Below are 26,259 nucleotides of genomic sequence, written 5' to 3'. Positions count from 1 at the left end.
TGGTTTGTTCGTTGCCGCCACCTTGCGGCTGTGGCGGAATCTCGAGATGGGTCCCGGCTCAAGGCCGGGATGACACCGCGTTTTTGGCTAGTTCGGTGAGTGCATGCAAAGGACGAGAATTACATCTCGGCTTCTATGAACACCGAGGTAACGTCGCCATTCCATTCGCCGCGGAATTTCTCCAGCCAGCGATCGGCCGGAGATTGCGCGTGGCGGATGGCCTCTTCCAGCGGCGCAAGGTGAATGGTCTCGTCCTTGCCCTGGGCATTGCGACGGTCACGACGCACGAGGCCGGCCTCGGCAATGCCCACGGCCTGCGCTGCGACATCATAGAGATTGGACCGGTCATGCGGCGTCATCAGGCCCAGGCGCGGCACTTCGCGGCGCATATAGTCGCGCTCCTCGCTCGACCACGGCTCGATCAGCTCATAGGCCGCTTCGAGCGAGACTTCGTCATAGAGCAGCCCCGTCCAGAAGGCCGAGAGCGCTGTCACCGACTTTTCGTCGCCCATGTCAGCGCCGCGCATTTCAAGGAACTGCTTGAGCCGGACTTCAGGGAAAATCGTCGACAGATGATCTTCCCAATCCTTGATCGTCGGCTTCTCGCCCGGAAGCTGGGGCAGCTCTCCGCGCAGGAAGGCCCGGAAGCTTTCGCCGGCTACATTCACATAGGCGCCATCGCGGATGACGAAATACATCGGCACATCGAGCGCATAATCGGCATATTGCTCGAAACCGAAGCCCTCGTCGAAGGCGAAGGGCAGCATGCCGGTGCGGTCATTGTCGGTATTGAGCCAGATATGGCTGCGGAAGCTGAGATAGCCGCTGTCGCGGCCTTCCGAGAAGGGCGAGCTGGCAAACAGCGCCGTTGCTACCGGCTGCAGCGCCACCGAGACGCGCAGTTTCTTGACCATGTCGGCTTCACTGGAAAAATCGAGATTGGTCTGGACGGTACAGCTGCGGAACATCATCGATGTCCCCAGCGTGCCCACCTTTTCCATATAGGGCTTCATGATGCCGTAGCGCGACTTCGGCATGGAGGGGATCTGGTCCACGCTCCACAGTGGCGTGACGCCCAGGCCCAGGAAATGGATATCGAGCGGCGCCGCAACCTTCTTGGCGACGCGCATATGCTCGGCCATTTCCGCCGCCGTGCCATGCAGGTCTTCCATCGGCGCGCCGCTCAGTTCGAACTGTCCGCCCGGCTCCAGCGAAATCCCGCCAGCGACCGCGTCATTGCGCAACCCAATCACGTGGTCGCCGTCGTAGAACGGATGCCAGCCGGTTTCCTTCTCGACGCCATCGAGCAGCGCCTTGATGCCCTGCGGGCCCTCATAGGTCACCGGCCGGAGCGGATTGGTGTGGAAGACGTGTTTCTCGTGCTCAGTGCCGATGCGCCACTCGCTCTCGGGCTTGGCGCCACGCGCCATGGCCTCGATCAGATCGGCTCGCGAGTCGATCAGGGGAGAATTGATGTCGGCGCCGGCCATAAGCAGTCCTCAAGGAGGGGATAGGTCAATGTGGCGCGGAACATAGCGTTGCACCAGCCGAAAGCAATCGCGTTTTATCGCCAATCACCGATGATAGCCTGAATAACTGCCAGCGCCGCGACCGATGCCGTATCAGCCCGCAGGATTCGGGGCCCCAGACTGATCGGCACGACATAGGGCAGGGCGCGCAGCTTTGCGCGTTCCTCGTCGGAAAACCCGCCCTCCGGTCCGATCAGAACGCCCACCTTGCGGCCTTTGAGCGCGCCGAGCGCCTCGACCGGCGAAGACGAGGCCGCGCCCTCATCGGCAAACACCAGCGCCCGATCCTCCGGCCAGGCATCGAGCAGCCGTTCCAGCGTGACTTCCGTTTCCACTGTGGGCACGCTCAGCACTTCGCATTGCTCTGCCGCCTCGATCGCATTGGCCACGAGCTTGTCATGCTTGAGCCGGCTGACCTGGGTGAAGCGGGTCAGCACCGGCTGGATCGTCCCGGCGCCCATTTCCACAGCCTTCTGGATCACATAATCCAGCCGCTCGGTCTTGAGCGGGGCAAAACCATACCAGAGGTCCGACACCGGCGTTTGGCCGGCAATCTGTTCGACGAGGTCCAGCACCACCGATTTTTTCGAATCGCTGGCGAGCCGCGACAGCCACGCCCCATCGCGTCCATTGAACACCACCACCTCGTCGCCCACGGCCTTGCGCAGCACTGCGGCGAGATAGAGTGACTGTTCCTTGCCAAGCGCCAGTTGGCGGCCTCCGGCAAGATCAGGCTCGACATAAAGGCGGGGCAGGGTGGAATGGCTACGTGGCATGGCAATCTTGCGCAGTGGTAAAGCCGCAGTTAGGACTGAAGCACTGTCCGCGGCAAGCCGGGCAGATCAATCATTGTGCCACGCCCTCGTGGTTCGAGGCTCGTGAAGAACTCGCACCTCACCATGAGGTCTGTTGCTGGATCGAGTTCTCAGTAGCCCTCATGGTGAGGTGCTTTGCGCAGCAAAGCCTCGAACCACGAGGGCGTGGCACACAACTCCAGGACGCTTTCCATGACCGATACCCCTCCCGGCACTGTCGCCGATGCACAATCAGGCAATCTGGTCGATCGCCATGCGCCCGCCTGGCTGAAACCCTATGCCCGCCTCGCGCGTTGGGATCGCCCCATCGGCATCTGGCTGCTGTTCTGGCCCTGCATCTGGGGCCTCGGGCTTGCTGCCGTCAGCGCGCCGGAGCGCGGCTTCGACTGGATCGCGGCTATATTGATGTTCGTCGGCGCAACCCTGATGCGCGGCGCTGGCTGCACATTTAACGACATCGTCGACCGCGACATCGACAACAAAGTTGCTCGCACGCGCTCGCGTCCCATTCCATCGGGCCAGGTCACCGCCCGCGAGGCGCTTTATTTCATGATCGCCCAGGCGCTGCTGGCCTCGGTCATCCTTTTCCAGTTCAACCGCTTCACCGTCTGGGCCTGCGTCGCCTCGCTGGTGCTGGTCGCCATCTATCCGTTCATGAAGCGCATCACCTGGTGGCCCCAGGCTTTTCTGGGCCTCGCCTTTTCCTATGGCGCGCTGGTCGGCTGGTCCTCGCAGACCGGCGGCCTCGGCTGGGCCCCGGTGCTGCTCTATGCCGGCACCATCCTCTGGGTCATCGGCTACGACACGCTTTATGCGCTGCAGGATATCGAGGACGACGCCCTTATCGGTGTTAAATCCACGGCACGGCTGTTTGGGGCGCATGTGAAGCCGGTGGTCGCGGTGCTTTATGTCGGCGCGTTTCTGCTCTGGCTCACCGCGGCGCTGCTCGTCGGTGCCAATCTGGTTTTCGCCACGCTGTCGCTGGTTGCCGCGGCGATCCTTGCCTGGCAGGTCATGACCATCGATGCATCAGGCCCGGAAAACCCGCGGGCCCGCTTCTACAGCAACCACTATGTGGGGATCGTCTTGTCGCTGGCGCTGTTGGCGGAGTGGGTTTGGTAGGCCTGTTGTGGTGTCCACAAGGCGCCCCACCCACTCGATGTCATCCCGGCCTTGAGCCGGGACCCATCCCGAGATGTGTGTCCGGCCGCCAGGTGGTTCGGACGATCGACCTTGCGGCTGTGGCGTCATATCGAGATAGGCCCCGCCTCAAGGCCGGGGTGACACCGTGATTGTGGAAGCACCAAGCTCGTCAAAACACCTGAAACGTCAAAAGGGCTGACCGCACCACTGGTCAACCCTTCAAACGTGCTTGGAGGCAAACTGTAAAACTTATGCGTCGGGCTGGCTGCCCGGCTGGCGGCGGTTGAGGAAGCGGGGGCGGCGATTGGCTTCCGCGACGAGCTTCCGGCGCGAGGCCGTATTGCCCACGGCGACGCCATCGACCTGCTGGCTATAGGGCATATAGGCGCCATCGCCGGCCTTGATGAACAGCGGCAGGCGAAGCTTCTTGCCCCAGTTCTGCCATTCGGCAACGACGCTGTGATTGCCCTCTTCCTCGAAGACGCGATAATTCAGCTCGCTGTCGGAATGCACCAGCTCGATCATGCTGGTCAAAACGCCGTCCTCGGAAATGCTCGTGGCCACGGCCACGCCGATGAATTCTGTTACCGGAACCTTGACCTTGATGGCCACGCCGCTCTGCTCGAGCATGCGGCGTACGGTTACGGTCTTTACGGGATCTCGCGGGCCATTGTCATTGGCAGCCACAAAGCGACGATCTGTCAGCGTGGGCCGGCCAAAAGCGAGTACGACAGACGTCCCTTCCATCGCAACACCATGAACCATTTGAATTCGCCTTCCTGTCAACTTCGAGAGCTTGTTATTGGTGCCCTCTTTCGTGTGACCAACATAGCGCGTCCCCTTACCTGCCACCTTAATCGGTTCGGTTAAGTTTATGTTGTTTTCCCGAAGGGTTAGCAGGGTATTGCACCCTGTAGGACCCGGTTAACCGCGTGCGGTGCGACCCGATTAACCCTGCCATATTTGTGGGTTTGATCACGCCCTTTGGCGCACCCCTTGCCCAAGCCCGGCGCCCGGCCTACAAGGCCGGGAAATGCCCGTTCCAGCGACCACTTATAGCGATGATCTCGAACTGCTCCGCACCTCTGCGGTGGCAGCGGGCATCATCGCCTGCAGCTTCTTCAAGCGGCCGGTCAAGAGCTGGGACAAGGAGAATTCATCCCCGGTCAGCGAAGCCGACATTCTCGTCGACCGCTATCTCGCCAATGCCCTGCTGCAGGCGCGGCCCGACTATGGCTGGCTGAGCGAGGAAACCGCCGACAATCCCAGTCGCCTCGATTGCGAACGCGTCTTCGTCGTCGACCCGATCGATGGCACGCGCGGCTTCCTGCGCGGCGAGGACAGCTGGACGGTGTCGCTGGCGGTGGTCGAGAACGGCGTGCCGGTGGCTGGCGTTGTCTATGCCCCCGTGCGCGATGAAATGTATGACGCAGTCCGCGGCGAGGGCGCCCGGCTCAATGGCCGCGCCATCCAGCGCAGCCGCCGCGCCGGCGATGCCCCCATCATTCCCGCTGCCGGCGCCGTGCATCAGGAAATGCAGGCGGCAGGGCTCCATTATACACGCGGTCCCTATTATCCCTCGCTCGCCTACCGCCTCGTCCAGGTGGCGACAGGCAAGCTCGATGCGGTGGCCAACCGCCGCGGCAGCCAGGATTGGGATATTGCTGCCGCGACGCTGATCCTTGACGAATGTGGCGTCGATATCGCCGATGTGTGCGCCGGCTTCCCCCGTTTCAACAGACGAGATGTGCGTCACGGGGCGCTTGCGGCGCTCAGCGATATGAGCCTAAAACCCCTCGTTCATGCGGCGTTGATCAAGGTCTATGGCTGTCCAGCCCCCGAGACCGGCGACGCAGAATTGTCCACCCCAGAAACGACGGACCAGACCGATGGCTAACGAAACCGCGCCCAAGCAACTCCTTCACCTCGTGATCGGCGGCGAATTGTCCAGCCTTGAAGGCGTGACCTTCACCGATCTCGACAAGGTCGACATCGTCGGTCTCTATCCCAATTATGCCGCTGCCTATGCGGTGTGGAAGCAGAAGGCCCAGATGACCGTGGACAATGCGCATACGCGCTATTTCATCGTCCACCTGCACCGCCTGATGGACCCTGAAACCAGCAAGATCTGATTTCAGCAGGCCACCAGCGCCTCGATGACAGCCGAAATGGCACCCGGGCCGCCGATGCGTTGGCGGCCGATCTCGCCCAGCCGCGCCCGTTCGGTATCGTCCGACAGCAGCTTTTGCAGCGCCGCGCCCACGGCACCCGCCTCCGGCGGGACCACCGTCCGGGCATCCCCGAACAGCATCTGCTCATCGATAAAGCGCGACCGCCGGTCCCGCGGATTGATGAAGGTAATGACGGGCTTGCCCAGCCCCAGCGACTGCACCGTCGCCGTACCGGCCTGCGACAGCACGACATCCGACGTGGCCAGCAAATTGCCCATGGCCGAGCCGCGCGCCATGTGAATGGTCAGCTCGCCATCCGACAACTCGCCCAGATCGCCCGGTTCCGCGCTGAGCATTGGCGTCCGCTGCAAGCCGGCCTTTTTGGCCAGTTCCTCGACATTGACGTTTCCCGCGACGGCGAGGAACACATCCGGCCGTTCCGCGATGGGCAGCCTGCGCAGGGCCGCCACCTGCAGCGCAAAGCTCTCGGCTGTCAGCGCCCGGCTGCCGGGCAGGAGCGTCACCGCCTTTGCCGACCGGCGCCGCGAGACGGCGTCATACTCGCCGTGCGGGATGGTATCCATCATCACATTGCCGGCGTAGCGCGCATCGACGCCGATATGGACGAGGCTGCGCGACAGTCTCTCCGAGCGGCAGAAGACCGTTGCACAGGCCTGCTTGATCACCCAGCGTTCCGGGCCGGAATAGAGCCGCGCCGAGCCGGTCTTGTAGACGTCGATATAGAAGAGGTTGCGGTGGCCGGTGAAATAGCTCGCGATCACCCCCACCATGTCGCCCACCACGATCACGCGGTCATACTTGCCGCGCACCTGGCGCAGGAAGCGCAGGGCCGGCGGCACGGTGCGCAGTCCCCCGGTGGCAACGTCACGGCGTAGCGAGCCCTTAACATTGCGCCAGCCCTCCGACGCCAGCGTGGCGCGTGGGCCGACGATCCGGCAGACGCCGGCAAAGGCATTGCCCGCGCCGATCATCGGATAGGCTTCCACCTCGCAATGGTCTGGCAGCTGGCGGATGATATTGGCGGCGATGGAATCTTCGCCATGCCCGTTGGAAATGAGCAGGTAACGGCGGCGGCCTGACGCTTCGGCCTCCACCATCAGGCTCCGCGGCCGAACCGCTCGAAGGCGGTATGTGCCGCGACGGCATCAGCATAGGGCTCCTGCCGGTCGACGCTCCAATAGAACAGCTCATCGAGCGGAATGGGGCGCTGGGTGATGGCGCAGCGCACGAATGTGCCGGGCTTGATCACGACATAGTCGCCATCGAGATAGCGCACCGTCGCCTCGGTGGGTGAAAAACTCTTGTCGAAGATGTTCATGCCGATCTTCCTTCAACCTTTGCCCCGATATAGCGGGCCGGCACCCCGATCAAAAGAGGCTTTCCTGACTATCGTCGCCTGTCTGCGGGCGTGGTTTCTTCTTTATGGGCGGGCTGCCGGCAATCGTCGCGCCGACCGCGCCATCGCCAAACTCGATCGCAACCTGATCGCCCGGCGCCACGCCCGCCTTGCCATGGATCAAATTGCCCTCGCTGTCCTTGACCACGGCATAGCCGCGCGCCAGCACGCTCCGGTAGCTCAGCGACACAAGCAGCTTGCCCGACTGCGTCAGCGCCGAGCGCTTTTCGGTAAGCCCGGTCGCGATCCCGGCCAGCAGCCGCGATGCCAGTGGCGCGAGCTGACCCTGCGAATGGCGCAGCTCGGTCCGTAGCGCATTGGGCGAGAGTTTCGGACCGATGGCGTCAAAGATCGCCCGCTTGCGTTCGACCAGACGACCGGCCGCGGAACCGAGGCGCGCCGCGCGCGGGTCATAGGTCAGTCGCGCCCGCTCGACGGTCTTGTTGAGACCGGCTTCGCCGCGGAACGACAGGCCTGTCAGCCGCTCGGAGGCCGCCTTCCAGCGATCGGCAAGAAGTCGTCCAGCATGCTTGCTCTCGATCCGGGCAAAGGCGACGCGGCGATCCTGCACCGAATGGCGCAGGCCCCCGAGCAGGTTGCTCGCCGCGTGGTCGAGCCGTTGCCGCTGCGTCGAAACCAGGTCTGTCGCGCGCGGCAGTCCAGCCGCCGCCGCCCGGAACCGGTCGCGCGCACTGCCCGTCACACGCCGCGTCGCCTGGCGCTGGCGCGAGCCCAAATCGTCAACATAACCAATGAGTTCGGCCCGCACCGGCACAGCCGCTTCTGCGGCGGCGGTCGGCGTCGGCGCCCGCATGTCGGAGGCATAGTCGATCAGCGTGGTGTCGGTCTCGTGCCCCACGGCCGAGATCACCGGAATGCCGCTGGCCGCTACGGCGCGCACCACGGCTTCCTCGTTGAAGCCCCAGAGATCCTCGATCGACCCGCCACCACGCGCCACTATTAGAAGGTCTGGCCGCGGGATATTTCCATTGGGCAGCAAGGCGTTAAAGCCCTCGATGGCATTGACCACCTCGGGCGCACAGGTATCGCCCTGCACCCGCACCGGCCACACCAGCACATGGCAGGGGAATCGATCGTTGAGGCGATGGAGGATGTCGCGGATCACGGCGCCGGTCGGCGAGGTCACGACCCCGATCACCCGCGGCAGATAGGGCAGGGCGCGCTTGCGCTCCTTGGCAAACAGGCCCTCCGCCGCCAGTTTCCGCCGCCGCTCTTCCAGCAACGCCATCAAGGCGCCGGCGCCGGCCGGCTCGATATTGTCGATGACGATCTGGTACTTGGAGGAGCGCGGGAAGGTGGTCAGCCGCCCGGTGGCAATGACCTCCATGCCCTCTTCAGGCTTGAAGGTCAGCCGAGCGAAATTGCCCTTCCACACCACGGCATCCATCGACGCCGCATCGTCCTTAAGCGTGAAATAGGCGTGGCCCGAGCTATGCTGTCCGCGATAGCCCGAGATTTCGCCCCGCACCCGCACATGGCCGAATTCGTCTTCCACGGTGCGTTTGACCGCCTGCGCGATCTCGCTGACGGTAAATTCTGCGGCATTGGTGAGAGCTTCGGCCATGTCCTCTGGTGCGACAAAGCCCGGTTCAGGTCAAGGATCACCAGACAACAAGCTGGTGATCCCGGCTATTCCGCCGCCTCGGCAGGGCGGGGCAGGTCAAGATTGCCCATCGACTGCACGATATGATTGGCCAGCGCGTCGTAAATGCCGCCGTAGGCATGGCTGGCCCGCATCAGCGCAATCTGCGCGTCGGGGAGACGCGGCAGGCCAACCTCGTCATTGACCACCCGCATGCCCGGCTGCAACGCGCTCTCCGGCAAGAAGCCTATGGCGAGATCCGACAGCACGGCGCTCGATATCGCCGTGGCATTGGAGGACGTATAGGCGATCCGATAATCCTTGCTGGTGCGGTCCAGCGCGTCCATCGCATCCTTGCGCCAGATGCAATATTGCGGCCCGCAGGCAATCGCCAGCGGCTCGCTGGCCAGGGCGCGACCACCATGGCTCGCGACCCAGAACATCTTCTCGGTGCGGAACAGCTCGCCGTAATTCTGCTCGGTCCCCTGGGTGAAGACAATCAGATCATATCGACCCGACCGCATGCCCTCCAGCAAGTGTTCCGACGCCATGCAGGAGACGTCGACGGCGATCTTGGGATGGGTGCGCTGGAAGCTCGACAGGATCACCGGCAGCAGGCGCACGGCATAATCGTCCGGCACGCCGAAGCGGATCGAACCGGCCAGGTCGCCCTCGGAAAAGTGGTCGAGGATTTCCGCATTGGTGCGCAACATCTTGCGGGCCCGCGCATAAAGCGCCTCGCCATGCAGCGTCAGCGTGACGCTTCGACCTTCCCGTGCCAGCAAACTCTGTCCCAGCCGCTCCTCGAGCCGCTTGATCTGCATGGACACGGCCGATTGGGTCTTGTTCACCCGCCGCGCTGCCTCGGTGAAGCTGCCGCAATCGGCAATGGCGCAAAAGCTCTGCAACTGATCGAGATCGAGGGGCGCGCTCATGGGTAATCTCCATCACCCAAATTGATTGATGGGATGAAATCTATTTGTTGGACGAATGGAAGTCCAGAGCGCTATCTGATGATTATCGGCGCAATAGTTCCGCGCCGGACCCAGCCCGCTCCTCCCTCTAGGGCACAACAACATCTTTGGAGACTATCATGGCTCTCTCGCTTCCCGGCGAGCGGTCACTCACGGCCGCCACGCCCGCAAATCCCTTCGTCGCCTTCGCACGCTGGATTGCAAAGGCTCGCGCCGCACGTGCCCGTCGGGTGGCGTTGTCGGCTCTGCTGGAACTCGATCATACCCGGCTCAATGACCTGGGCATTTCGCGCGACGACGTCGCTGCAGCCCTGGCTTCGCCCCTGCGCGCCGGCCACCTGCTGAGTGCAGCGCGCTCGATCAGCGCACACCGCTGATCACAAACGAATTGCACGGGTCGACGAGACCCGTGCCACCTTGTTGGTACGGACACTTTACGAGCGCTCGTGCCTTCTCCCGGACCGGTTTTGCCACCGGTCCCGTTTCCTGATGACTTGCCGGACACGCGCTGAGCGCCTGTCCGGCTTTTTTCTTTTCAGTCAGGTAAAGCGGACGCCGATGTCGGTGGCGGACTTGTGTACCGCGCTGCAGGTAAAGGTGCGGCCGTCGTCCATCACGAGCTCGAAGTCATCAGGCACACCAACGATGCTGGGCAGTCGAAGCAGGGCCCCGGTGTCCGACATGTTGCGAACCATGCAGGTAAAGGTCGAAAAACCTTCATTGCTGGCAATGCGAGCGCCCTTGAGCGTGCGATGACGAATGGTGGCGCGTCGTTCTTCGGTCACTTCCGACTCCTTCTACTAAGGGAGCTGGGCGAAGCCTTCCTCGAAGCCGTTCAGCGAAACCGGAATGCCAATGCCCTCTTCCGGCGTCTTAAATACGACGAAGATGGCATTCTCGCCCTGTGACAGAGTGTCGATCAGGCTGTCGTCGAGCACGACTTCGGCGACGCAGCCATTGGGCAGGCAACGCACGAAGGCAACACGCCCCATGTCTTCGCCATCGACATTGAGGCCAAGCCCATTGGGCAGCAGCACACCGAGCGGCGCCAGCACGCGCAGCAGACGTGCCTCGCGGTCGGCGGTGCGCAGCACGATGACGGAGAGGCCCACATTGGGCTGGTCCTCGGCGGTCACGTTCTGGATGATGGCGCATTGCTCGAAACTCGCCCCGGGCGGCGTGTCGCAACTCATCTGCCAGTCGCCATATTCCCCGCGGACCACGCCTTGGGCCTGAGCAGCGCTCGTGACACCCGTTGCTGCGATGAGGGCAAGACCCAGGCCGGCCAGGCGGCGCTTCACGATCGACTTCACTTGTATCAATTCTCCCGACGAATCACGCAGCTGCGCTAGGCTTTTAGTGTTTCCGACAGGCTTTGGTTCAAGTCAACCAAGGCCCGGATTTGCTGGAGATATGGGTCGTAAACTGCGGCGAGCATGAGGCATTTGCCTGTCGCGGCTCCACAATCTGGCTCACATTCCGGCCATCTGGCTGCGATGGACTCGGCTCTCGCGATATGATTTAGGTCAATCCACGAGTTTTTCGCTCCGAGGTTGAGTCGGGGCGGCGTTTGCTATGCCGCTGTATTTTCCCCTCAATCCCGGTGTGGTCGCACCAATTGACGTCGATAGGGGGTATCAGGTGACCGTGCAATTCTTGAGAAAGATGGTGGCCTTTTCGGCAGCCGCAATGGCGCTGGCCCCAGTTCTCGCCACGGCGCAGGAAGAAACGGGCGGTTACACCGCCGGTCATCCGCTCCCCGGCCAGTTCCACCTGCAGCGTTCGGTGACCCCGATCATGGACTCCATCACGGCGTTCCATGATGGCATCCTGATGTGGTCGATCAGCCTGATCGTCGCGCTGGTGCTGGGCCTGCTGGTCTGGATCGTCATCCGCTACAACGCCAAGCGCAATCCTGTCCCGGCAGCCTTTACCCACAACACCATGGTTGAAGTGATCTGGACGGTGCTGCCGATCGTGGCGCTGATCGTTATCGCCATCCCCTCCTTTGGCGTGCTGAGCGACCAGCTGACGACACCCGATGGCGAGCGCAAGTATCTCGGCTCCAACATCTTCTCCTTCGGCGAAGTCGAAGTGCCGGCGCCCGAGCTGACCATCAAGGCCACCGGCCAGCAGTGGTACTGGGACTATGAATATGTCGATCAGGGCCTGGGCTTCACCCAGCTGCTGCTGCCCGAGACCAGCGGCGACGGCAACGACCGTCCTTCGCTCAAGCCAAGCCAGCCGCGCCTGCTGGCCGTGGACAATGAGCTCGTCGTTCCGGTCGATACCACGGTGCGCCTGCAGGTGACGGCTGACCCAATGGGTGTGATCCACGCCTTTGCCGTGCCGTCCTTCGGCATCAAGATCGACGCGGTGCCCGGCCGTCTCAACGAAACCTGGTTCAATTCGCGCGAAACCGGCATTTTCTACGGCCAGTGCTCCGAGCTTTGCGGCAAGGATCATGCCTTCATGCCGATCGCCGTGCGCGTCGTCGAAAAAGAAGAATTTGCAGCCTTTCTGGCAGCGTACGAGGCGGGCGACTACAACGCCGGCAACGCTACGCTCGCGGCTGTGCAGTAAGAACACGGGTCAGGGGATAATAAATGGCTGACACTACCGCCCACCTCGAAGCCCACGCGACCGGCCACGACGCCGCTTCGCATCATGAACCAACCGGCTGGCAGCGTTGGGTCTATTCGACCAACCACAAAGACATCGGTATCATGTATCTGATCTTCGCGATTGTCGCGGGGATCATCGGCGGCCTGCTGTCCGGCGTCATGCGCATGGAACTGCAGGAGCCGGGCATCCAGATCTTCCACGGCCTTGCAGCCATGGTCTATGGCATGGACGCAGCCGGTGCCGAAGCGCTCGACGCCGGCAAGCACATGTACAACGTCTTCACCACGGCGCATGCGCTGATCATGGTGTTCTTCGTGGTCATGCCCGCCACCATGGGCGGCTTTGCCAACTATTTCGCGCCGCTGATGATCGGCGCGCCCGATACCGCTTTCCCGCGTATCAACAACATCGCCTTCTGGTTGCTGCCGCCGGCCTTCATCCTGCTGCTGATGAGCCTGTTCTTTGAAGGTACCGGCCCGGGCGCGCTCGGCTTTGGTGGCGGCTGGACGATCTACCCGCCGCTCTCGACCACCGGCCACCCCGGTCCAGCCATGGATTTCGCCATCCTGTCGCTGCACGTGGCTGGCGTGAGCTCGATCCTGGGCGCCATCAACCTGATCACCACGATCTTCAACATGCGCGCTCCCGGCATGACGCTGCACAAGATGCCGCTGTTTGCCTGGTCGGTGCTGGTGACCGCCTTCCTGCTGCTGCTGGCCCTGCCGGTTCTGGCTGGCGCCATCACCATGCTGCTGACCGACCGCAACTTCGGCACGGCCTTCTTCAAGCCTGCCGAGGGCGGTGACCCGATCCTGTTCCAGCATCTGTTCTGGTTCTTCGGTCACCCTGAAGTTTACATCATGATCTTGCCGGGCTTCGGCATCATCAGCCACATCGTCTCGACCTTTAGCCGCAAGCCGATCTTTGGCTACATGGCCATGGCCTATGCCATGGTCGCGATCGGTTTCGTCGGCTTCGTCGTGTGGGCTCACCACATGTATACGACCGGCATGAGCCTCGACGTGCAGCGCTACTTCGTTGCCGCCACCATGGTCATTGCGGTGCCCACGGGCGTGAAGATCTTCAGCTGGATCGCCACCATGTGGGGCGGCTCGATCACCTTCAAGTCGCCCATGCTCTGGGCCATTGGCTTCATCTTCCTGTTCACCGTCGGCGGTGTGACCGGCGTGGTGCTGGCCAATGCCGGTGCTGACCGTGCCCTGCACGACACCTATTATGTGGTGGCGCACTTCCACTACGTGCTGTCGCTGGGTGCCGTGTTCTCGATCTTTGCCGGCTGGTACTACTGGTACCCGAAGATGTTCGGCTACCTCTACAACGAGACCCTGGCCAAGGCGCATTTCTGGGTCATGTTCGTGGGCGTGAACCTGATTTTCTTCCCGCAGCATTTCCTCGGCCTTGCCGGCATGCCGCGCCGCTATATCGACTATCCGGATGCGTTCGGCCTGTTCAACCGCGTCTCCTCGATCGGCTACTACATCACCTTCGTGGCCATGCTGATCTTCTTCTATGCAACCTGGGAAGCCGGTCGCAAGAAGCGCCCCGCCGGTGACAACCCCTGGGGTGATGGTGCAACGACCCTGGAATGGACCCTGTCCAGCCCGCCGCCGTTCCACCAGTTCACCACCCTGCCGCGGATCGACTCGACCAACGCACACTAAAGACATCCGGGCCGCTGCGGCGGCCCGGCACTTAACCGACGAAGGCAAGGCCCGTGGCTTTTATCGACGACAACAGATCACTCTCCGGCATGACCGGCGAAGCTGGCGTGGGGGACTACCTCGCGCTGCTGAAGCCCACCGTCATGCAACTGGTGGTGTTCACCGGCCTCGTCGGTCTTGTCGTCGCGCCAGGCTCGATCAACCCCTTCGTCGCAATCATCGCCGTCGCCTGCATCGCCCTCGGCGCGGGCGGCTCGGCGGCGCTCAACATGTGGTATGATAGCGACATTGACGCCATCATGAGCCGTACGCAGAACCGCCCCATCCCCTCTGGCCGCATGAGCCGCGAAGAGGCCCTGGTCTTTGGCATGGTGCTATCGGTGTTCTCGGTGGCGCTGCTGGGTCTTGCGACCAATTGGGTCGCGGCTGGCTGGCTGGCCTTCACCATCTTCTTCTACGTCGTCATCTATACGATGTGGCTCAAGCGCTCGACGCCACAGAACATCGTCATCGGTGGCGCCGCCGGCGCCTTCCCGCCGATTGTCGGCTGGGCTGCCGTGACCGGTTCGGTCTCGCTCGAAAGCGTGGTCCTGTTCCTGATCATCTTCCTCTGGACCCCGCCGCATTTCTGGGCGCTGGCGCTCTACAAGCAGTCAGACTATGGCGCGGCCGGCGTGCCGATGATGCCCAATGTGAAGGGTAATCAGTCGACCAAGGTGCAGATCTTTGTCTACACGCTGATCCTTGCCGCCTCCGCCATGCTGCCGACGGTGCTCGGCTTTGCCGGCTGGGTCTATACGACGGTTGCCGTCATCACCGGAGTCTCCTTCAGCTGGTTCGCCTGGCGCCTGCTGATGACCCGTGAAGACGTCGCCATGCGCAAGTCGGCGCGGTCTTTGTTCAACTATTCGCTCAGTTACCTGTTCATCGTGTTCTTTGCCTTCATGACGGACAACCTGCTGACCCGCTTCGGGACCTTCGGCTGATGAGCGCGCAGAACATCCAGAACGTCGAAGCCGAAACGCCGGAAGTGGCTGCCGCCCGGGCGCGCGTCCGTCGGCGCCGCTCGATCGCCCTGGCCATTGCCCTGGCGATCTTTGCGATCACCTTTTATACGCTGACCATCGTCAAGATGGGTCCGGCGCTGTTTGATCGGGCGCTCTGATGACCGATCTCAACCATCCAGGCATCAATCCCGAAATGGCCCGCCGCAACAAGCGCGTTGCGGTGCTCGGCCTGGGGATTGCCATGGGCATGGTTGGCCTCGCCTATGCCTCGGTGCCGCTCTACAACATCTTCTGCCAGGTGACCGGTTTTGGCGGCACGCCCGGCAAGGCGAGCGATAATCCCAAGGGCGTCATCGACCGCGAGATGACGGTGCGCTTTGACTCCAACGTGGCCAATGATCTGGCCTGGAACGTCAAGGCAGCCTCGCTGGTCAAGGACAGGATCGGCTCTGTCGACAGGGTCAACTATGTCGCGACCAACAATTCGGACAAGCCGATCACCGGCATGGCCGTGTTCAACGTCTCGCCAGAAAAGGCCGGCGTCTATTTCAACAAGATCGAATGCTTCTGCTTTACCGAGCAGACGCTGCAGCCCGGGGAAACCGTGGACATGCCGATCGTCTTCTTTGTCGATCCTGAGCTTGCGGACAATCCCGAGCTCAACACCGTCAAAGAGATCACGCTCTCTTACACTTTCTACGCTTCAGACAATGAGGGAAGCTGAACATGGCCGATCTAGCCAAGAACCATGATTATCACATGGTCCCACCGAGCCCATGGCCCTTCGTCATGTCGGTCGCGGTGCTTATCATGGCCATGGGTGGCATCTTCTGGATGCACCACTGGACCCCGTGGGTTTTCTTCATCGGCCTCGTCGGCGTGCTCTATGTGATGTACGCCTGGTGGAGCGACGTGATCCGCGAAGCCAACAATGGCGTTGACCATACCCCGGTGGTGCAGATGCATCACCGCTATGGCATGATCCTGTTCATCGCCTCGGAAGTCATGGTTTTCTTCGGCTTCTTCTGGGCCTATTTCGACGGTTTCTTCCGCCTCGACGATGTCGAGCAATATGCCCGCGTCGCCGCCACCAGTGGCGTCTGGCCGCCGACCGGCGTCGAGCTGTTCGATCCCTTCCATCTGCCGCTGTTCAATACGCTGCTGCTGCTGACCTCGGGCACGACCGTGACCTGGGCGCACCATGCGCTGCTCGAGAATGACCGCGAAGGCCTCAAGTGGGGCCTGGTCCTCACCGTGCTGCTCGGCGCTGTCTTCACCGGCGTGCAGATCCTCGAATATACCGAGGCCCAGTTCGCCTTCTCGGGCAATATGTATGGCGCGACCTTCTTCATGGCGACGGGCCTGCATGGCTTCCACGTCTTCATCGGTACCGTCTTCCTGCTGGTCTGCCTGATCCGCGCCCTCAAGGGTGACTTCACCCCCGAGCGTCACCTCGGCTTCGAATTTGCTGCCTGGTACTGGCATTTCGTCGACGTGGTCTGGCTGTTCCTGTTTGCCTCCATCTATGTGTGGGGCAGCTGGGGCGTGGCGATCCACCACTAAGCCCGGCCGATTGGGGTTCGACGGGGCGCAGCCGCAAGCTGCGCCCCGATTTCTTTGGAGATCAGCTTGTCCGTGACATCGCCCATCCTGACCGGCCTCAAATGTCGCTGCCCGCGCTGCGGCGAGGGAAAGCTGTTTGCTGGCTATCTCAAGGTGGCGCCGTCCTGCTCGGCCTGTGGTCTCGATTTCAAGTTTGCCGATAGCGGCGATGGCCCGGCCATTTTCGTCATCTTCCTCGTGGCGCCACTGGTGATCGTCCTGGCACTGATCGTCGGCGCTGTTTTCAATCCGGCGCCCTATGTCCATCTGATCCTCTGGATTCCCACCACGCTGATCCTGTCGCTGCTGCTTTTGCCGCCCTTCAAGGGCGTGATGGTGGCTTTGCAATACCGCCACGACGCGCATGAGGGGCACCAATGACCGACAAACGCCGGCTCGGGCCGGTCATGACCTGGACCTTCGTGGTCCTGATGCTGGCGCTGGCTGTGACCTGCGTCTGGCTCGGCACCTGGCAGATGCATCGCCTAGCCGAAAAGGAAGCGCTGGTTGCCGCCGTCGATAGCCGGCTGAGCGCGGCACCCATTCCGGTGCCGCCCCAGGCCGACTGGTCAAGCCTTGATCTGGACGCTCTCAACTTCCAACCCGTATCGCTGACGGGCAGCTTCCGCTATAACCAGACGGTTACGGTCTTCACCAGCCTTGCCGACGCCAATGGCCCAGCCTCGGGCCCCGGCTACTGGGTGGTCACGCCCTTTGCCCTGGCCGCAGGCGGCACGGTTTTCGTCAATCGCGGCTTCATCCCCCAGGACTTTCAGGCAGCCGCCGTTACCGATGGCACGGCTGACGACGGTATGGTGACCATCTCCGGCCTGCTGCGGCCCGGCGAACATGCCGGCTTCATGACGCCCGCGCCCGATACGTCAAACCGTATCGAATGGGTGCGCGACCCGGTCCGCCTTGCCGAAATGGTCGATCCGACCATGGCGCCCTTTGCACCCTTCTATGTCGACATGCCCGCCGGTCCAGCCGGTGAACTGCCCCAGGGCGGCGAGACGGTCGTCGAATTTCCCAACAACCATCTCGGCTATGCCTACACCTGGTATGGCTTTGCCATCGTGGCCGTGGTGATGCTGGGCTTCTGGTTCATGCGCCAAAGGGCTGATGCCAAGGGATGAGCCAATGGTTGCGGTTCAACTCATGGTTGAATAGGTTGCACTAGTTCTAAAAGGGCCAAATCCCCCAATGCAGTTTGTCTCTACGCGTGGCCAGGCGCCCGTGCTCGGTTTCTCTGACGCGGTCCTGGCAGGCCTGGCCTCCGACGGTGGTCTTTACGTGCCGCAAAGCTGGCCCCAGTTCACCACAGCCGAAATCGCAGACTTCGCCGGCAAGCCCTATGCCGATGTTGCCTATGCCGTCATCAGCCGCTTCACCGGCGACGAGATCGCGCCTAGCCAGCTCAAGACCATGCTGGACGAGGCCTATGCTTCGTTCCGGCATCCCTCGGTGACGCCGCTGGTCGAGATCGAGCCCAATCACTTCGTACTGGAACTGTTCCATGGGCCCACGCTGGCCTTCAAGGACGTGGCCATGCAGTTCCTGAGCCGGGTGATGGATCATATCCTCGCCGAACGCGGGCTCAAGGCGACCATCGTTGGCGCGACTTCGGGCGACACCGGTTCGGCCGCCATCGAGGCGTTCCGCGGGCGCGATACGACCGACATCTTCATCCTGCATCCCCAGGGCCGCACCTCTGCGGTACAGCGCCGGCAGATGACCACCGTGCTCGATGCCAATGTCCACAATATTGCGCTCGAAGGCACGTTCGACGACTGCCAGAACCTGGTCAAGGCCATGTTCAATAATCACAAGTTCCGCGACCGCGTGCGCCTCTCGGGCGTCAACTCCATCAACTGGGGCCGTATCGTCGCGCAGATCGTCTATTACTTCACCTCGGCCGTTTCGCTCGGGTCCCCGCACCGCAAGGTGAGCTTCACCGTGCCGACGGGCAATTTCGGCGATATCTTTGCCGGCTACTGCGCCAAGCAGATGGGCCTGCCCATCGAGCGGCTGGTGATCGCCACCAATGCCAACGACATCCTGCGCCGCACCATGGACACCGGCCGCTACGAGATGGACGGTGTTGCGCCCACCATCAGCCCGTCCATGGATATCCAGATCTCGTCCAACTTCGAACGCCTGCTGTTCGAAGGGGCAGGGCGCGACGCCCTGGCTGTCCTGCGCATGATGGATGGGCTGAAACAGTCCGGCGGCTTTGCCTTGCCCGACAATGCCCTTGCCGCTATCCGCCGCGATTTCGCGGCCGGCACCACAGGCGAGGCCGAGACGACGGCGACCATCGCCATGACGCTCAAGGCTGCCGGCTATCTGCTCGATCCGCATACCGCGGTCGGCGTCAATGTCGCGCGCCATCAGGTCCATGGGGCCACGCCGATGATTACCCTGGGCACGGCTCATCCTGCCAAGTTCCCGGCTGCGGTCAAGGACGCCACGGGCGTGGAACCAGCGCTTCCGGCCTGGCTGGCGGATCTTCATTCGCGTGAGGAGCGTTTAAGCATTCTTGCCAACGACCAGTCTGCGGTCGAAGATTTCATTTCTGCGCGTACGCGCGCTGCCTGATCGAAGGGCGGAGGAGCCTGGTTTGAGCTTAAAATCGACGACCCTCGACAACGGCATGGTGGTTCTCACCGACGACATGCCGCATCTCGAAAGCGCCTCGCTGGGCGTCTGGGTGAAGGCCGGGGCACGCAGCGAACGCAAGACCGAGCACGGTATCTCGCATCTGCTCGAGCATATGGCCTTCAAGGGCACCACGTCGCGCAATGCGCTCGAGATCGCCGAAGCCATCGAAAATGTCGGCGGCGACCTCAATGCCGCGACCTCCATCGAGCATACCGGCTACTTTGCCCGCGTGCTCAAGGAGGACGTGGTGCTGGCGGCCGACATCCTCAGCGATATTCTGCAGAACTCGCTGTTCGATGACGACGAGCTGACGCGCGAGAAGCAGGTCATCGTCCAGGAAATCGGCGCGGCCCGTGACAATCCTGACGATCACGTCTTCGACCTGTTCCAGGCTGCTGCCTTCCCCACCCAGCCGATCGGCCGCACCATTCTGGGCACGGTCGATTCTGTGCGCGACATCACGGCCGATACCGTCCGCAAATATATGAACCGCAACTATGTGGGCGACCACATGGTGATGGCTGCCGCCGGCAATGTGGATCATGCCGGTCTGGTCAAGGTGGCCGAGCAGCGCTTTGCCGATCTCAAGCCCAACGGCGCCCCGGCGCCGCAGCGCGCCGAGTATCAGGGTGGCGAAGAGCGCCTGATCTCGGATCACGAACAGGCCCATATTGTCGTCGGCTTCGAAGGTCGCGCCTATAATGCCGATGGCTTCTATGCCGCGCAGGTGCTGGCCTCGATCCTGGGTGGCGGCATGAGTTCGCGCCTCTTCCAGGAAGTGCGCGAAAAGCGCGGCCTCTGCTATTCGGTCTATTCCTTCCACTGGGCCTTTGCCGACAGCGGCGTCTTTGGCGTCGCTGCAGCAACGGGCGAGGATGAGGTCGGCGAATTGGTGCCGGTCGTGCTCGACGAACTCAAGCGCGCCACCGAGAGCATCACCGAGGACGAGGTCATCCGCGTCCGCAACCAGATCAGAGCCGGCCTGCTGATGTCGCTTGAAAGCCCCTCGGCCCGCGCCGGGCAATTGGCCCGCCAGCAGATCCTCTGGGGTCGTCCGATTCCCATGCAGGAGACGGTTGAGCGCATCAATGCCATCACCGCCCAGCGCGTGCAGGATGTTGCCGAGCAGATTTTCACCCAGGGCGCGCCAACCCTGGCCGGTATTGGGCCGATCGAAAATCTTCCTGATGTAGAAGCCATTCGCGAACATCTGAAACGCTGAGGCCGACACCAAGCCATGCTCTGGCCCTGGTCATCTCCCGCTCCGCTGATTGCCCTGCGCGGGCCGCGCCTGCTGTTGCGGCTGCCGCAGCTGGCTGACTACGAGCAATGGTACGCCCTGCGCAGCGCCAGCCGCGATTTCCTCCGGCCCTTCGAGCCGCGCTGGACCGAAGCGGATCTGGGGCGCCGGGTTTTCGCGACCCGCGTCAAGCGTGCCCGGCTGGAAGCGGAGGAGGGGAGTGACTATTCCTTCTTCATTTTCCAGACCCTGGCCGGCAACGAAACTCTCGTCGGTGGAATAACGCTTTCCAACGTGCGGCGCCGCGCCGCACAATTCGTCAATCTCGGCTACTGGATGGGCCAGCCATTTGCCGGCAAGGGCATGATGAGCGAGGCGGTCTCTGCCAGCCTGCCCTTCGTTTTCGACACCCTCGATCTGCATCGCATCCACGCTGCCTTTCTCCCCGGAAACATGGCGTCGCGCCGTGTACTGGAGAAAAATGGCTTCGTCGAAGAGGGCTTTGCCAAGAGTTATCTACAGATCAATGGCCACTGGGAGGACCATGTCCTGTTCGGGCTGACCAAGGAGCGCTACGAGGTCGGGCGCTATGGCGGGCGCTTCGTCTGAACCCTTGTTGCCATTTGGCAACATCTCGCTAACCTTGTCGCACGATACAATCCCCGCTACCAAAGCATGCTCCCGCCAAGAGGATGCCATCTCCGATGGGCTCATCGGGACTGTATCGGCAGTGTTGCCACAATGAAGCCTACCGCAGGATATACTCGCCCCTGATGCGTCACCTCATAGCACTAGCGATGTGTCTTGCGTTCGCGCTGGGCGCCCTGGCCCCAGCCGCCGCTTTCGAAGTCATTTCCGTCCCCGAAGACGTCAACGCCGTCAATCTCAGCGATGTCATCGAGATACAGCCCGGTCCCGAGGGCCGCGTGCAGCTGTCGACCGCACCGGGCGAAGACGGCATCATCCGCCGTATCGAAGTGCTGGCCAGCCAGCAGGGCACCACGCCCAATTTCGCTCTGTTCGCGCTGCGTAACGAGAGCGACCAGCAGATCGAGCGCCTGCTCGTGGCGCCGTTTTTTCGCCTGCCGGGATCCGGCATTTTCCAGCCTGACCTGGGTGACGACCGACTCAATGCATTGACGCCGAGCGCCGGCATCCGCCCCATTCGCCTCGTCGACAGCGAAGCCGATGTTTTCGAGGTCACCCTCGATCCCGGCGCGACCGTGACCTTTGTGGCCGAACTGGCCGGCGCCGAACTGCCCGAGCTCTATCTCTGGCAGCCCAATGCCTACCGCGACTACGTCAATTCCTTCACCCTGTTCCGCGGCGTGGTGCTCGGCGTGGCGGCGCTTGCGGCGGTATTCCTGACCATCATGTTCGTTGTGAAGGGGCGTGGCGTCTTCCCCGCGACCGCGGCCTTCGCCTGGGCCGTGCTGGCTTATCTCCTGATCGATTTCGGTGTGCTCGGCCGCATCCTCGGACTGCCGGCTGGCGGCATACAGCCACTGCGCGCCGCGGCGGAGGCGGGCATAGCGACGACACTCGCCGGCTTCCTCTTCATCTATCTCAACCTCCATCGCTGGCACCTGCGCTTCATCCATCTGGCGCTGGGCCTTGCGGCGCTGTTTCTCGCCCTTTTCGGCTTCGCCTTCTTCCAGCCGGCCATTGCCGCATCGATTGCGCGGCTCGTGCTGGCGCTGCTGGGTGTCTCGGGCTTCTTCCTGATCCTCCTGCTGGCGCTGCGCGGCTACGATCGTGCCGTGCTGCTGGTGCCGACCTGGATCATCCTCATCGCCTGGCTGTTCTATTCCTGGATGGTGCTGTCCGGTCAGGTCTCCAACGACGTGGCCCAGCCTGCCGTGGGTGGCGGGCTGGTGCTCATTGTCATGCTGCTCGGCTTTACCGCGGTGCAGCACGCCTTCTCCGAAGGGCAGGTGACGATCGGCACGCTGAGCGAGGTCGAGCGCCGCGCGCTGGCGCTGACCGGCTCGGGCGATTTCGTCTTTGACTGGAACATCGAGCGGGATCGTGTCGCCGTCAGCGACGAACTGGCCACGCGCCTCGGCGAAAAGCGCGGCGCGCTGCGCGGCGCCATCAAGCGCTGGCTCGACCGCGTCCATCCCGATGACCGCGACCGCTTCCGCACAGCCTTCGACACGCTGGTTGAACTCCGCCGCGGCAAGGTTTCAGCCGACATGCGCATCGCCGGCCACGATGGCAGCTATCGCAGCTTCCGCATGCGCGTGAAGCCGGTGCTGGGCGGCGACGGCCAAGTCAACCGCATCGTCGGCACGCTGCAGGATGTGACGGAGGACCGTGCGGCCCGCGAGCGCCTGCTGCATGACGCCGTGCATGACAGCCTGACGGGCCTGCCCAACCGCATGCTCTTCCTCGACCGGCTGGAACGCGCCCTGGTGCGTGCCAAGACGCCGGGTGGCACCAAGCCGGCGGTCTTCCTGATCGATATCGACCGCTTCATGGAGCTCGAAGAGCGCATTGGCCACTCGGCTGCCGATTCGGTGCTGCTGGCGATTTCGCGCCGCATCGCCCGCATCATGCGCCCGCTCGATACCGTGGCCCGTGTGACCGGCGACCAGTTCGCCGTGATCCTCGCTTCTGAACAGGCCGCCGGCAAGATTGCTGAAACGGCCGAGCAGATCCGCAAGGCGCTGAAGGCCCCGTTCAATTTCGGCGACCGCGACCTGACGCTGTCGGCCTCCATCGGCGTCACCATCTATGACAGCAACCCGGCGACTGCCGCCGATGTGCTGCGCGATGCCGAGCTGGCCATGTATTACGCCAAGCGCCTCGGTGGCGACCGGATCGAAGCCTATCGCGCCTCGGCCCGCTCCATCGCTGCCTACAACCGCGCCAGTGAGGAAGATCTCGAACGCGGCATGAAGCAAGGTGAGCTGCATGTGCAGTTCCAGCCCGTGGTTGACCTGCAGACCGGCCAGACCGTCGGTGCCGAGGCGCTGATGCGCTGGACCCATCCGACGCGCGGCGTGGTCAATCCCGATGAATTCGTGCCGCTGGCCGAACGCTCTGGCCAGATCGAAAAGCTCGGCCGTCTCGCCTTCGAGCAATCCGCGGCCCAGGCGCGCGACTGGATGAACAGCATCGGCCTGCCCGAGGACTTTTTCATCTCGGTCAATCTCTCGCCGACCCAGCTGGCGACGGAAACACTGCTCAACGACATGCGCAACCTCGTCAGTCAGGATAAGGATCTGGCGCGTCGCCTCAAGCTCGAGATTACCGAAAGCCAGGTGATGACCAATCCCGAGCACTCGGCCTATATGCTGCAGGCCCTGCGCAACCTGGGTCTCGGGCTGGCGCTCGATGATTTCGGCACCGGCCACTCATCGCTGAGCTACCTGCACCGCTTCCCCTTCGACACGATCAAGATCCCCGCGGCTTTCGTCAAGATCAGCGACGCCAATGGCATCGCCCATACCCAGGGTCCGATCATCAAGGCCGTGGTGCAGCTGGCGCTTGACCTCGATCTGATGGTCGTCGCCGAAGGCGTCGAGACGCAGGACGAGATCGACCGCCTGCGTCAGCTTAACTGCCGCTATGCCCAAGGCTTTGCCTTCGGCGCGGCACTGACCGGTGCGGAATTTGGCAAGAAGCTCGCCGCGCAGCTGGGTAAGTAACGGTCACGCTCAGGCGTGGCCGGCATCCGGGCTGAGGGTGGCGCGGGTGATGTGAAGGCTGGCGAGGGCCGCTTCATAGCGCTCGTCCACCGGCGTATCGAATAGCAATTCGCGGCTGAACGGCGCGGTCAGCCAGCCATTGTCAACGATCTCGCCCTCAAGCTGCCCCGCGCTCCAGCCGCAGCAGCCAAGCGCAAACAGCGCTGAGCGCGGGGCCGGGCCGAAAGCCATGGCCTTGAGGATATCGAGCGTGGCGGTGAGGCAGATGCCGTCGGTGACCTTGTAGGTATTTCCGCTCCGGTAGTCGGATGAATGCAGCACGAAACCGCGCCCCTTCTCCACCGGGCCGCCGCGCATCACCACGCGCTGGCGAATGGAATCGGGCAGACGGATCACCGCATCCGGATCGCCCAGGTCGAGTTCGTCGAGGATATCGGCAAAGCGCAGATTGGCCAGTTCGTGATTGACCACAATGCCCATCGCACCTTCGTCGCCATGACCGACGACAAGGATCACGCTCTCGGTAAAGCGTTCATCAGCCATGTCCGGCATGGCGATCAGGAATTGTCCTTCAAGCGAATTCATGGGCTTACTGTAGGGATTGTCCGCGCCCATGCCAAGTTAACTGGCATCGTGGGTCTCTTCACGAAGGCCTGATGGCCTGTCAGCTTTTTCTAAACCTCTGGCTGCGCTAATGCCTTTGCCATGCGTCTTCCGGTCCTCCTCTGCTGCTTTGCGACCATGCTGTCCCCTGCTTTTGCGGGCGAAACGCCATGGCAGGAAATTGCGCCCGGCGTGCAGCTGCGACTGATCAGCACCGGCCAAGTCAAGGCCGACGGCACGACCCTGCTCGGCCTCGAAATCGACATGCCCGAGACCACCAAGACCTATTGGCGCGTGCCGGGCGACACCGGCCTGCCGCTGGAACTCGATTTCACCGGCTCGACCGGCGTGTCGGATCACAAGGTGCTCTGGCCCTATCCGCTGCGCCAGGACACCGAGGATTATCTCGACTACGTCTATCTAGGCCCCACCATCCTGCCCGTGGAAGTAAGGGTCGATTCCGACCGGGCTGTCGCCGAGATCAGCGCCATGCTGGGCGTGTGTTCCGATATCTGCCTGCCGGCCCAGGCGAGCTTTTCGCTTTCGCTTGCAGATGCCGCGCCCGATCGCCCCAATGGCCTGCGCCTGCGCCAGGCCGTGGCCATGGCACCCATTGCATGGCCGGACGAGCCTCAGCCGCTCGGCGAGGTCCAGTTGCGTGCCGCCGAAGCCATGCTTGCGGTACAGGTCAGCGACGAGACCCTCGATCCCGCCTCCCTGATTGCGGCCACGACCTCGGGCGAACCGCTGTTCGGCACGCCGCAAAAAAGCCCGGAACCAAACCTAGTGCTCATCCCAATCCTGGGAAAAGGCGATAAATCCGACTTGGAAAACCAGGCTGTCCAGCTCACTTTCATGACGGATATGGGCGCGTTCGAGGTCACCCGGACCGTGCAGTCCGGCGTCTACAGGTGAGCGGGACGAGGGGAAACGGCCTTTAGGTCTTGTCGCTGGCGGTAAAGCCGCTTATCCCCTTGAGATACAAGACGAGGCAGGCTCGCCACGGCGACCGAGCATGGGGCAAATCCATCGATGATCGACCGCGGCAGTGCCATTCCCTCCGTAGCCATCAAACTCGTCACCACTGAAGGCACGACCGATACCACCAGCGACGCTGCCCTGTGCACCGGCACCGTGGTCTTCTTCGCCGTGCCGGGCGCCTTTACGCCTACCTGCCACGTCAATCACCTTCCCGGTTTTCTTGCCAATATGACAAAGCTGCGCGCCGCCGGTGTCGACCGCGTCGTCTGTGCTGCGGTCAATGACCACCATGTCATGCGCGCCTGGGCCGAGAGCTCCAATGCTTTGGGGAAGATCGACTTCATCGCCGATGGCAATGCTGCGCTGGCCGAGGCCCTGGGCCTTGCCAAGGACTTTTCCGCCTCCGGCATGGGTAGGCGCTATGCCCGCTCGGCAATGATCATCCGGGACGGCATTGTCGAGGCCGTCTTTGTCGAAGATGCGCCCGGCGTGAACGTCAGTGGTGCTCCCGCTATTCTCATGGCGCTCGAAGCCGCCAAAAGCTAGTGTCCGC

At 62.7% G+C, this 26,259-nt stretch carries 28 protein-coding genes; 18 read left to right on the top strand and 10 right to left on the bottom strand.

Going from position 1 to position 26,259, the window contains the following annotated elements; genetic code table 11:
- Nucleotides 1-119 precede the first annotated feature (119 nt).
- Together P0Y65_12885 and P0Y65_12880 are read right to left on the bottom strand one after the other, a co-directional pair.
- Complete coding sequence (locus tag P0Y65_12885) at nt 120-1,490, bottom strand: glutamate--cysteine ligase (protein ID WEK03097.1); 1,371 nt, start codon at nt 1,488-1,490, stop codon at nt 120-122.
- 74 nt (nt 1,491-1,564) lie between these two features.
- On the bottom strand, nt 1,565-2,305 hold the full coding sequence (locus P0Y65_12880) for a 16S rRNA (uracil(1498)-N(3))-methyltransferase (protein ID WEK03096.1): 741 nt from the start codon (nt 2,303-2,305) through the stop codon (nt 1,565-1,567).
- A gap of 231 nt (nt 2,306-2,536) precedes the next feature.
- On the opposite strand from P0Y65_12880, the gene ubiA reads away from it, so the two are divergent.
- Complete coding sequence (gene ubiA / locus P0Y65_12875) at nt 2,537-3,466, top strand: 4-hydroxybenzoate octaprenyltransferase (protein ID WEK03095.1); 930 nt, start codon at nt 2,537-2,539, stop codon at nt 3,464-3,466.
- Nucleotides 3,467-3,736: 270 nt separating this feature from the next.
- Here ubiA and P0Y65_12870 read toward each other — a convergent pair whose 3' ends face one another.
- Nucleotides 3,737-4,252, bottom strand: coding sequence for a DUF6101 family protein (locus P0Y65_12870; protein ID WEK03094.1), 516 nt, complete (start codon nt 4,250-4,252; stop codon nt 3,737-3,739).
- 268 nt (nt 4,253-4,520) lie between these two features.
- Between P0Y65_12870 and P0Y65_12865 the strand changes: the two genes are divergently transcribed.
- Both P0Y65_12865 and P0Y65_12860 read left to right on the top strand, forming a co-directional pair.
- A complete protein-coding gene (locus P0Y65_12865; protein WEK03093.1) occupies nt 4,521-5,384 on the top strand; it encodes a 3'(2'),5'-bisphosphate nucleotidase CysQ in 864 nt (287 codons plus the stop codon).
- Nucleotides 5,377-5,619 (top strand): DUF4170 domain-containing protein, encoded by a 243-nt coding sequence (locus P0Y65_12860; GenBank protein WEK03092.1) that lies wholly within the window; start codon nt 5,377-5,379, stop codon nt 5,617-5,619. The genes P0Y65_12865 and P0Y65_12860 overlap by 8 nt, the downstream gene beginning before the upstream one ends.
- Nucleotides 5,620-5,621: 2 nt before the next feature.
- On the opposite strand, the gene P0Y65_12855 is transcribed toward P0Y65_12860, so the two are convergent.
- The 4 genes from P0Y65_12855 to P0Y65_12840 all read right to left on the bottom strand — a co-directional run bounded on the left by P0Y65_12855 (nt 5,622) and on the right by P0Y65_12840 (nt 9,613).
- Nucleotides 5,622-6,776 carry a hypothetical protein gene (locus tag P0Y65_12855; protein ID WEK03091.1) on the bottom strand — a complete coding sequence of 385 codons (1,155 nt, stop codon included), beginning with the start codon at nt 6,774-6,776 and terminating at the stop codon, nt 5,622-5,624.
- A complete protein-coding gene (locus P0Y65_12850) occupies nt 6,776-6,997 on the bottom strand; it encodes a DUF2093 domain-containing protein (protein ID WEK03090.1) in 222 nt (73 codons plus the stop codon). The genes P0Y65_12855 and P0Y65_12850 overlap by 1 nt, the downstream gene beginning before the upstream one ends.
- Before the next feature lie 49 nt (nt 6,998-7,046).
- Nucleotides 7,047-8,660 (bottom strand): exodeoxyribonuclease VII large subunit, encoded by a 1,614-nt coding sequence (xseA, locus tag P0Y65_12845; protein ID WEK03089.1) that lies wholly within the window; start codon nt 8,658-8,660, stop codon nt 7,047-7,049.
- A gap of 65 nt (nt 8,661-8,725) precedes the next feature.
- Nucleotides 8,726-9,613: a LysR substrate-binding domain-containing protein gene (locus P0Y65_12840; GenBank protein WEK03088.1), complete on the bottom strand. Its 888-nt coding sequence runs from the start codon at nt 9,611-9,613 to the stop codon at nt 8,726-8,728.
- A gap of 158 nt (nt 9,614-9,771) precedes the next feature.
- On the opposite strand from P0Y65_12840, the gene P0Y65_12835 reads away from it, so the two are divergent.
- On the top strand, nt 9,772-10,029 hold the full coding sequence (locus P0Y65_12835; protein WEK03087.1) for a hypothetical protein: 258 nt from the start codon (nt 9,772-9,774) through the stop codon (nt 10,027-10,029).
- 162 nt (nt 10,030-10,191) lie between these two features.
- Here the strand turns inward: P0Y65_12835 and P0Y65_12830 are convergent, their stop codons facing one another.
- Nucleotides 10,192-10,437, bottom strand: coding sequence for a PilZ domain-containing protein (locus P0Y65_12830; protein ID WEK03086.1), 246 nt, complete (start codon nt 10,435-10,437; stop codon nt 10,192-10,194).
- A 15-nt stretch (nt 10,438-10,452) separates the two neighbouring features.
- Complete coding sequence (locus tag P0Y65_12825) at nt 10,453-10,956, bottom strand: invasion associated locus B family protein (protein WEK06794.1); 504 nt, start codon at nt 10,954-10,956, stop codon at nt 10,453-10,455.
- Nucleotides 10,957-11,293: 337 nt separating this feature from the next.
- On the opposite strand from P0Y65_12825, the gene coxB reads away from it, so the two are divergent.
- The 12 genes from coxB to P0Y65_12765 all read left to right on the top strand — a co-directional run bounded on the left by coxB (nt 11,294) and on the right by P0Y65_12765 (nt 24,122).
- Nucleotides 11,294-12,235, top strand: coding sequence for a cytochrome c oxidase subunit II (coxB, locus tag P0Y65_12820; protein WEK03085.1), 942 nt, complete (start codon nt 11,294-11,296; stop codon nt 12,233-12,235).
- Nucleotides 12,236-12,258: 23 nt separating this feature from the next.
- On the top strand, nt 12,259-13,959 hold the full coding sequence (ctaD, locus tag P0Y65_12815) for a cytochrome c oxidase subunit I (protein WEK03084.1): 1,701 nt from the start codon (nt 12,259-12,261) through the stop codon (nt 13,957-13,959).
- A gap of 89 nt (nt 13,960-14,048) precedes the next feature.
- Complete coding sequence (locus P0Y65_12810; protein ID WEK06793.1) at nt 14,049-14,945, top strand: heme o synthase; 897 nt, start codon at nt 14,049-14,051, stop codon at nt 14,943-14,945.
- On the top strand, nt 14,945-15,124 hold the full coding sequence (locus tag P0Y65_12805; GenBank protein WEK03083.1) for a hypothetical protein: 180 nt from the start codon (nt 14,945-14,947) through the stop codon (nt 15,122-15,124). Before P0Y65_12810 ends, P0Y65_12805 begins: the two co-directional genes overlap by 1 nt.
- The gene (locus P0Y65_12800) at nt 15,124-15,690 is read left to right on the top strand and encodes a cytochrome c oxidase assembly protein (GenBank protein ID WEK03082.1); all 567 of its coding nucleotides are present in this window, start codon (nt 15,124-15,126) and stop codon (nt 15,688-15,690) included. The genes P0Y65_12805 and P0Y65_12800 overlap by 1 nt, the downstream gene beginning before the upstream one ends.
- 2 nt (nt 15,691-15,692) lie before the next feature.
- Nucleotides 15,693-16,529 (top strand): cytochrome c oxidase subunit 3, encoded by an 837-nt coding sequence (locus P0Y65_12795; GenBank protein ID WEK03081.1) that lies wholly within the window; start codon nt 15,693-15,695, stop codon nt 16,527-16,529.
- A 66-nt stretch (nt 16,530-16,595) separates the two neighbouring features.
- Nucleotides 16,596-16,949 (top strand): DUF983 domain-containing protein, encoded by a 354-nt coding sequence (locus tag P0Y65_12790; protein WEK03080.1) that lies wholly within the window; start codon nt 16,596-16,598, stop codon nt 16,947-16,949.
- Nucleotides 16,946-17,704, top strand: coding sequence for an SURF1 family protein (locus P0Y65_12785; protein ID WEK03079.1), 759 nt, complete (start codon nt 16,946-16,948; stop codon nt 17,702-17,704). Before P0Y65_12790 ends, P0Y65_12785 begins: the two co-directional genes overlap by 4 nt.
- Before the next feature lie 67 nt (nt 17,705-17,771).
- Nucleotides 17,772-19,166, top strand: coding sequence for a threonine synthase (thrC, locus tag P0Y65_12780; GenBank protein WEK03078.1), 1,395 nt, complete (start codon nt 17,772-17,774; stop codon nt 19,164-19,166).
- A 22-nt stretch (nt 19,167-19,188) separates the two neighbouring features.
- Nucleotides 19,189-20,451, top strand: coding sequence for a pitrilysin family protein (locus P0Y65_12775; protein WEK03077.1), 1,263 nt, complete (start codon nt 19,189-19,191; stop codon nt 20,449-20,451).
- A gap of 15 nt (nt 20,452-20,466) precedes the next feature.
- Nucleotides 20,467-21,078, top strand: a complete 612-nt coding sequence (locus tag P0Y65_12770) for a GNAT family protein (GenBank protein ID WEK03076.1) — start codon at nt 20,467-20,469, stop codon at nt 21,076-21,078.
- A 164-nt stretch (nt 21,079-21,242) separates the two neighbouring features.
- Complete coding sequence (locus tag P0Y65_12765) at nt 21,243-24,122, top strand: EAL domain-containing protein (protein ID WEK03075.1); 2,880 nt, start codon at nt 21,243-21,245, stop codon at nt 24,120-24,122.
- Nucleotides 24,123-24,131: 9 nt separating this feature from the next.
- Here P0Y65_12765 and P0Y65_12760 read toward each other — a convergent pair whose 3' ends face one another.
- Nucleotides 24,132-24,707: a YqgE/AlgH family protein gene (locus tag P0Y65_12760; GenBank protein WEK03074.1), complete on the bottom strand. Its 576-nt coding sequence runs from the start codon at nt 24,705-24,707 to the stop codon at nt 24,132-24,134.
- A gap of 120 nt (nt 24,708-24,827) precedes the next feature.
- Between P0Y65_12760 and P0Y65_12755 the strand changes: the two genes are divergently transcribed.
- Together P0Y65_12755 and P0Y65_12750 are read left to right on the top strand one after the other, a co-directional pair.
- Entirely contained in the window at nt 24,828-25,640 is an 813-nt protein-coding gene (locus P0Y65_12755) for a protein-disulfide reductase DsbD family protein (GenBank protein ID WEK03073.1), read from the top strand.
- Nucleotides 25,641-25,757: 117 nt separating this feature from the next.
- Nucleotides 25,758-26,252, top strand: a complete 495-nt coding sequence (locus tag P0Y65_12750) for a peroxiredoxin (protein WEK03072.1) — start codon at nt 25,758-25,760, stop codon at nt 26,250-26,252.
- Nucleotides 26,253-26,259 lie beyond the last annotated feature (7 nt).

The organism is Candidatus Devosia phytovorans, from assembly GCA_029202405.1.
Classification (GTDB): Bacteria; Pseudomonadota; Alphaproteobacteria; order Rhizobiales; family Devosiaceae; genus Devosia; species Devosia phytovorans.
Note: the sequence above shows the minus strand (reverse complement) of the source record. Positions and strands in the feature narration are given on the sequence as shown.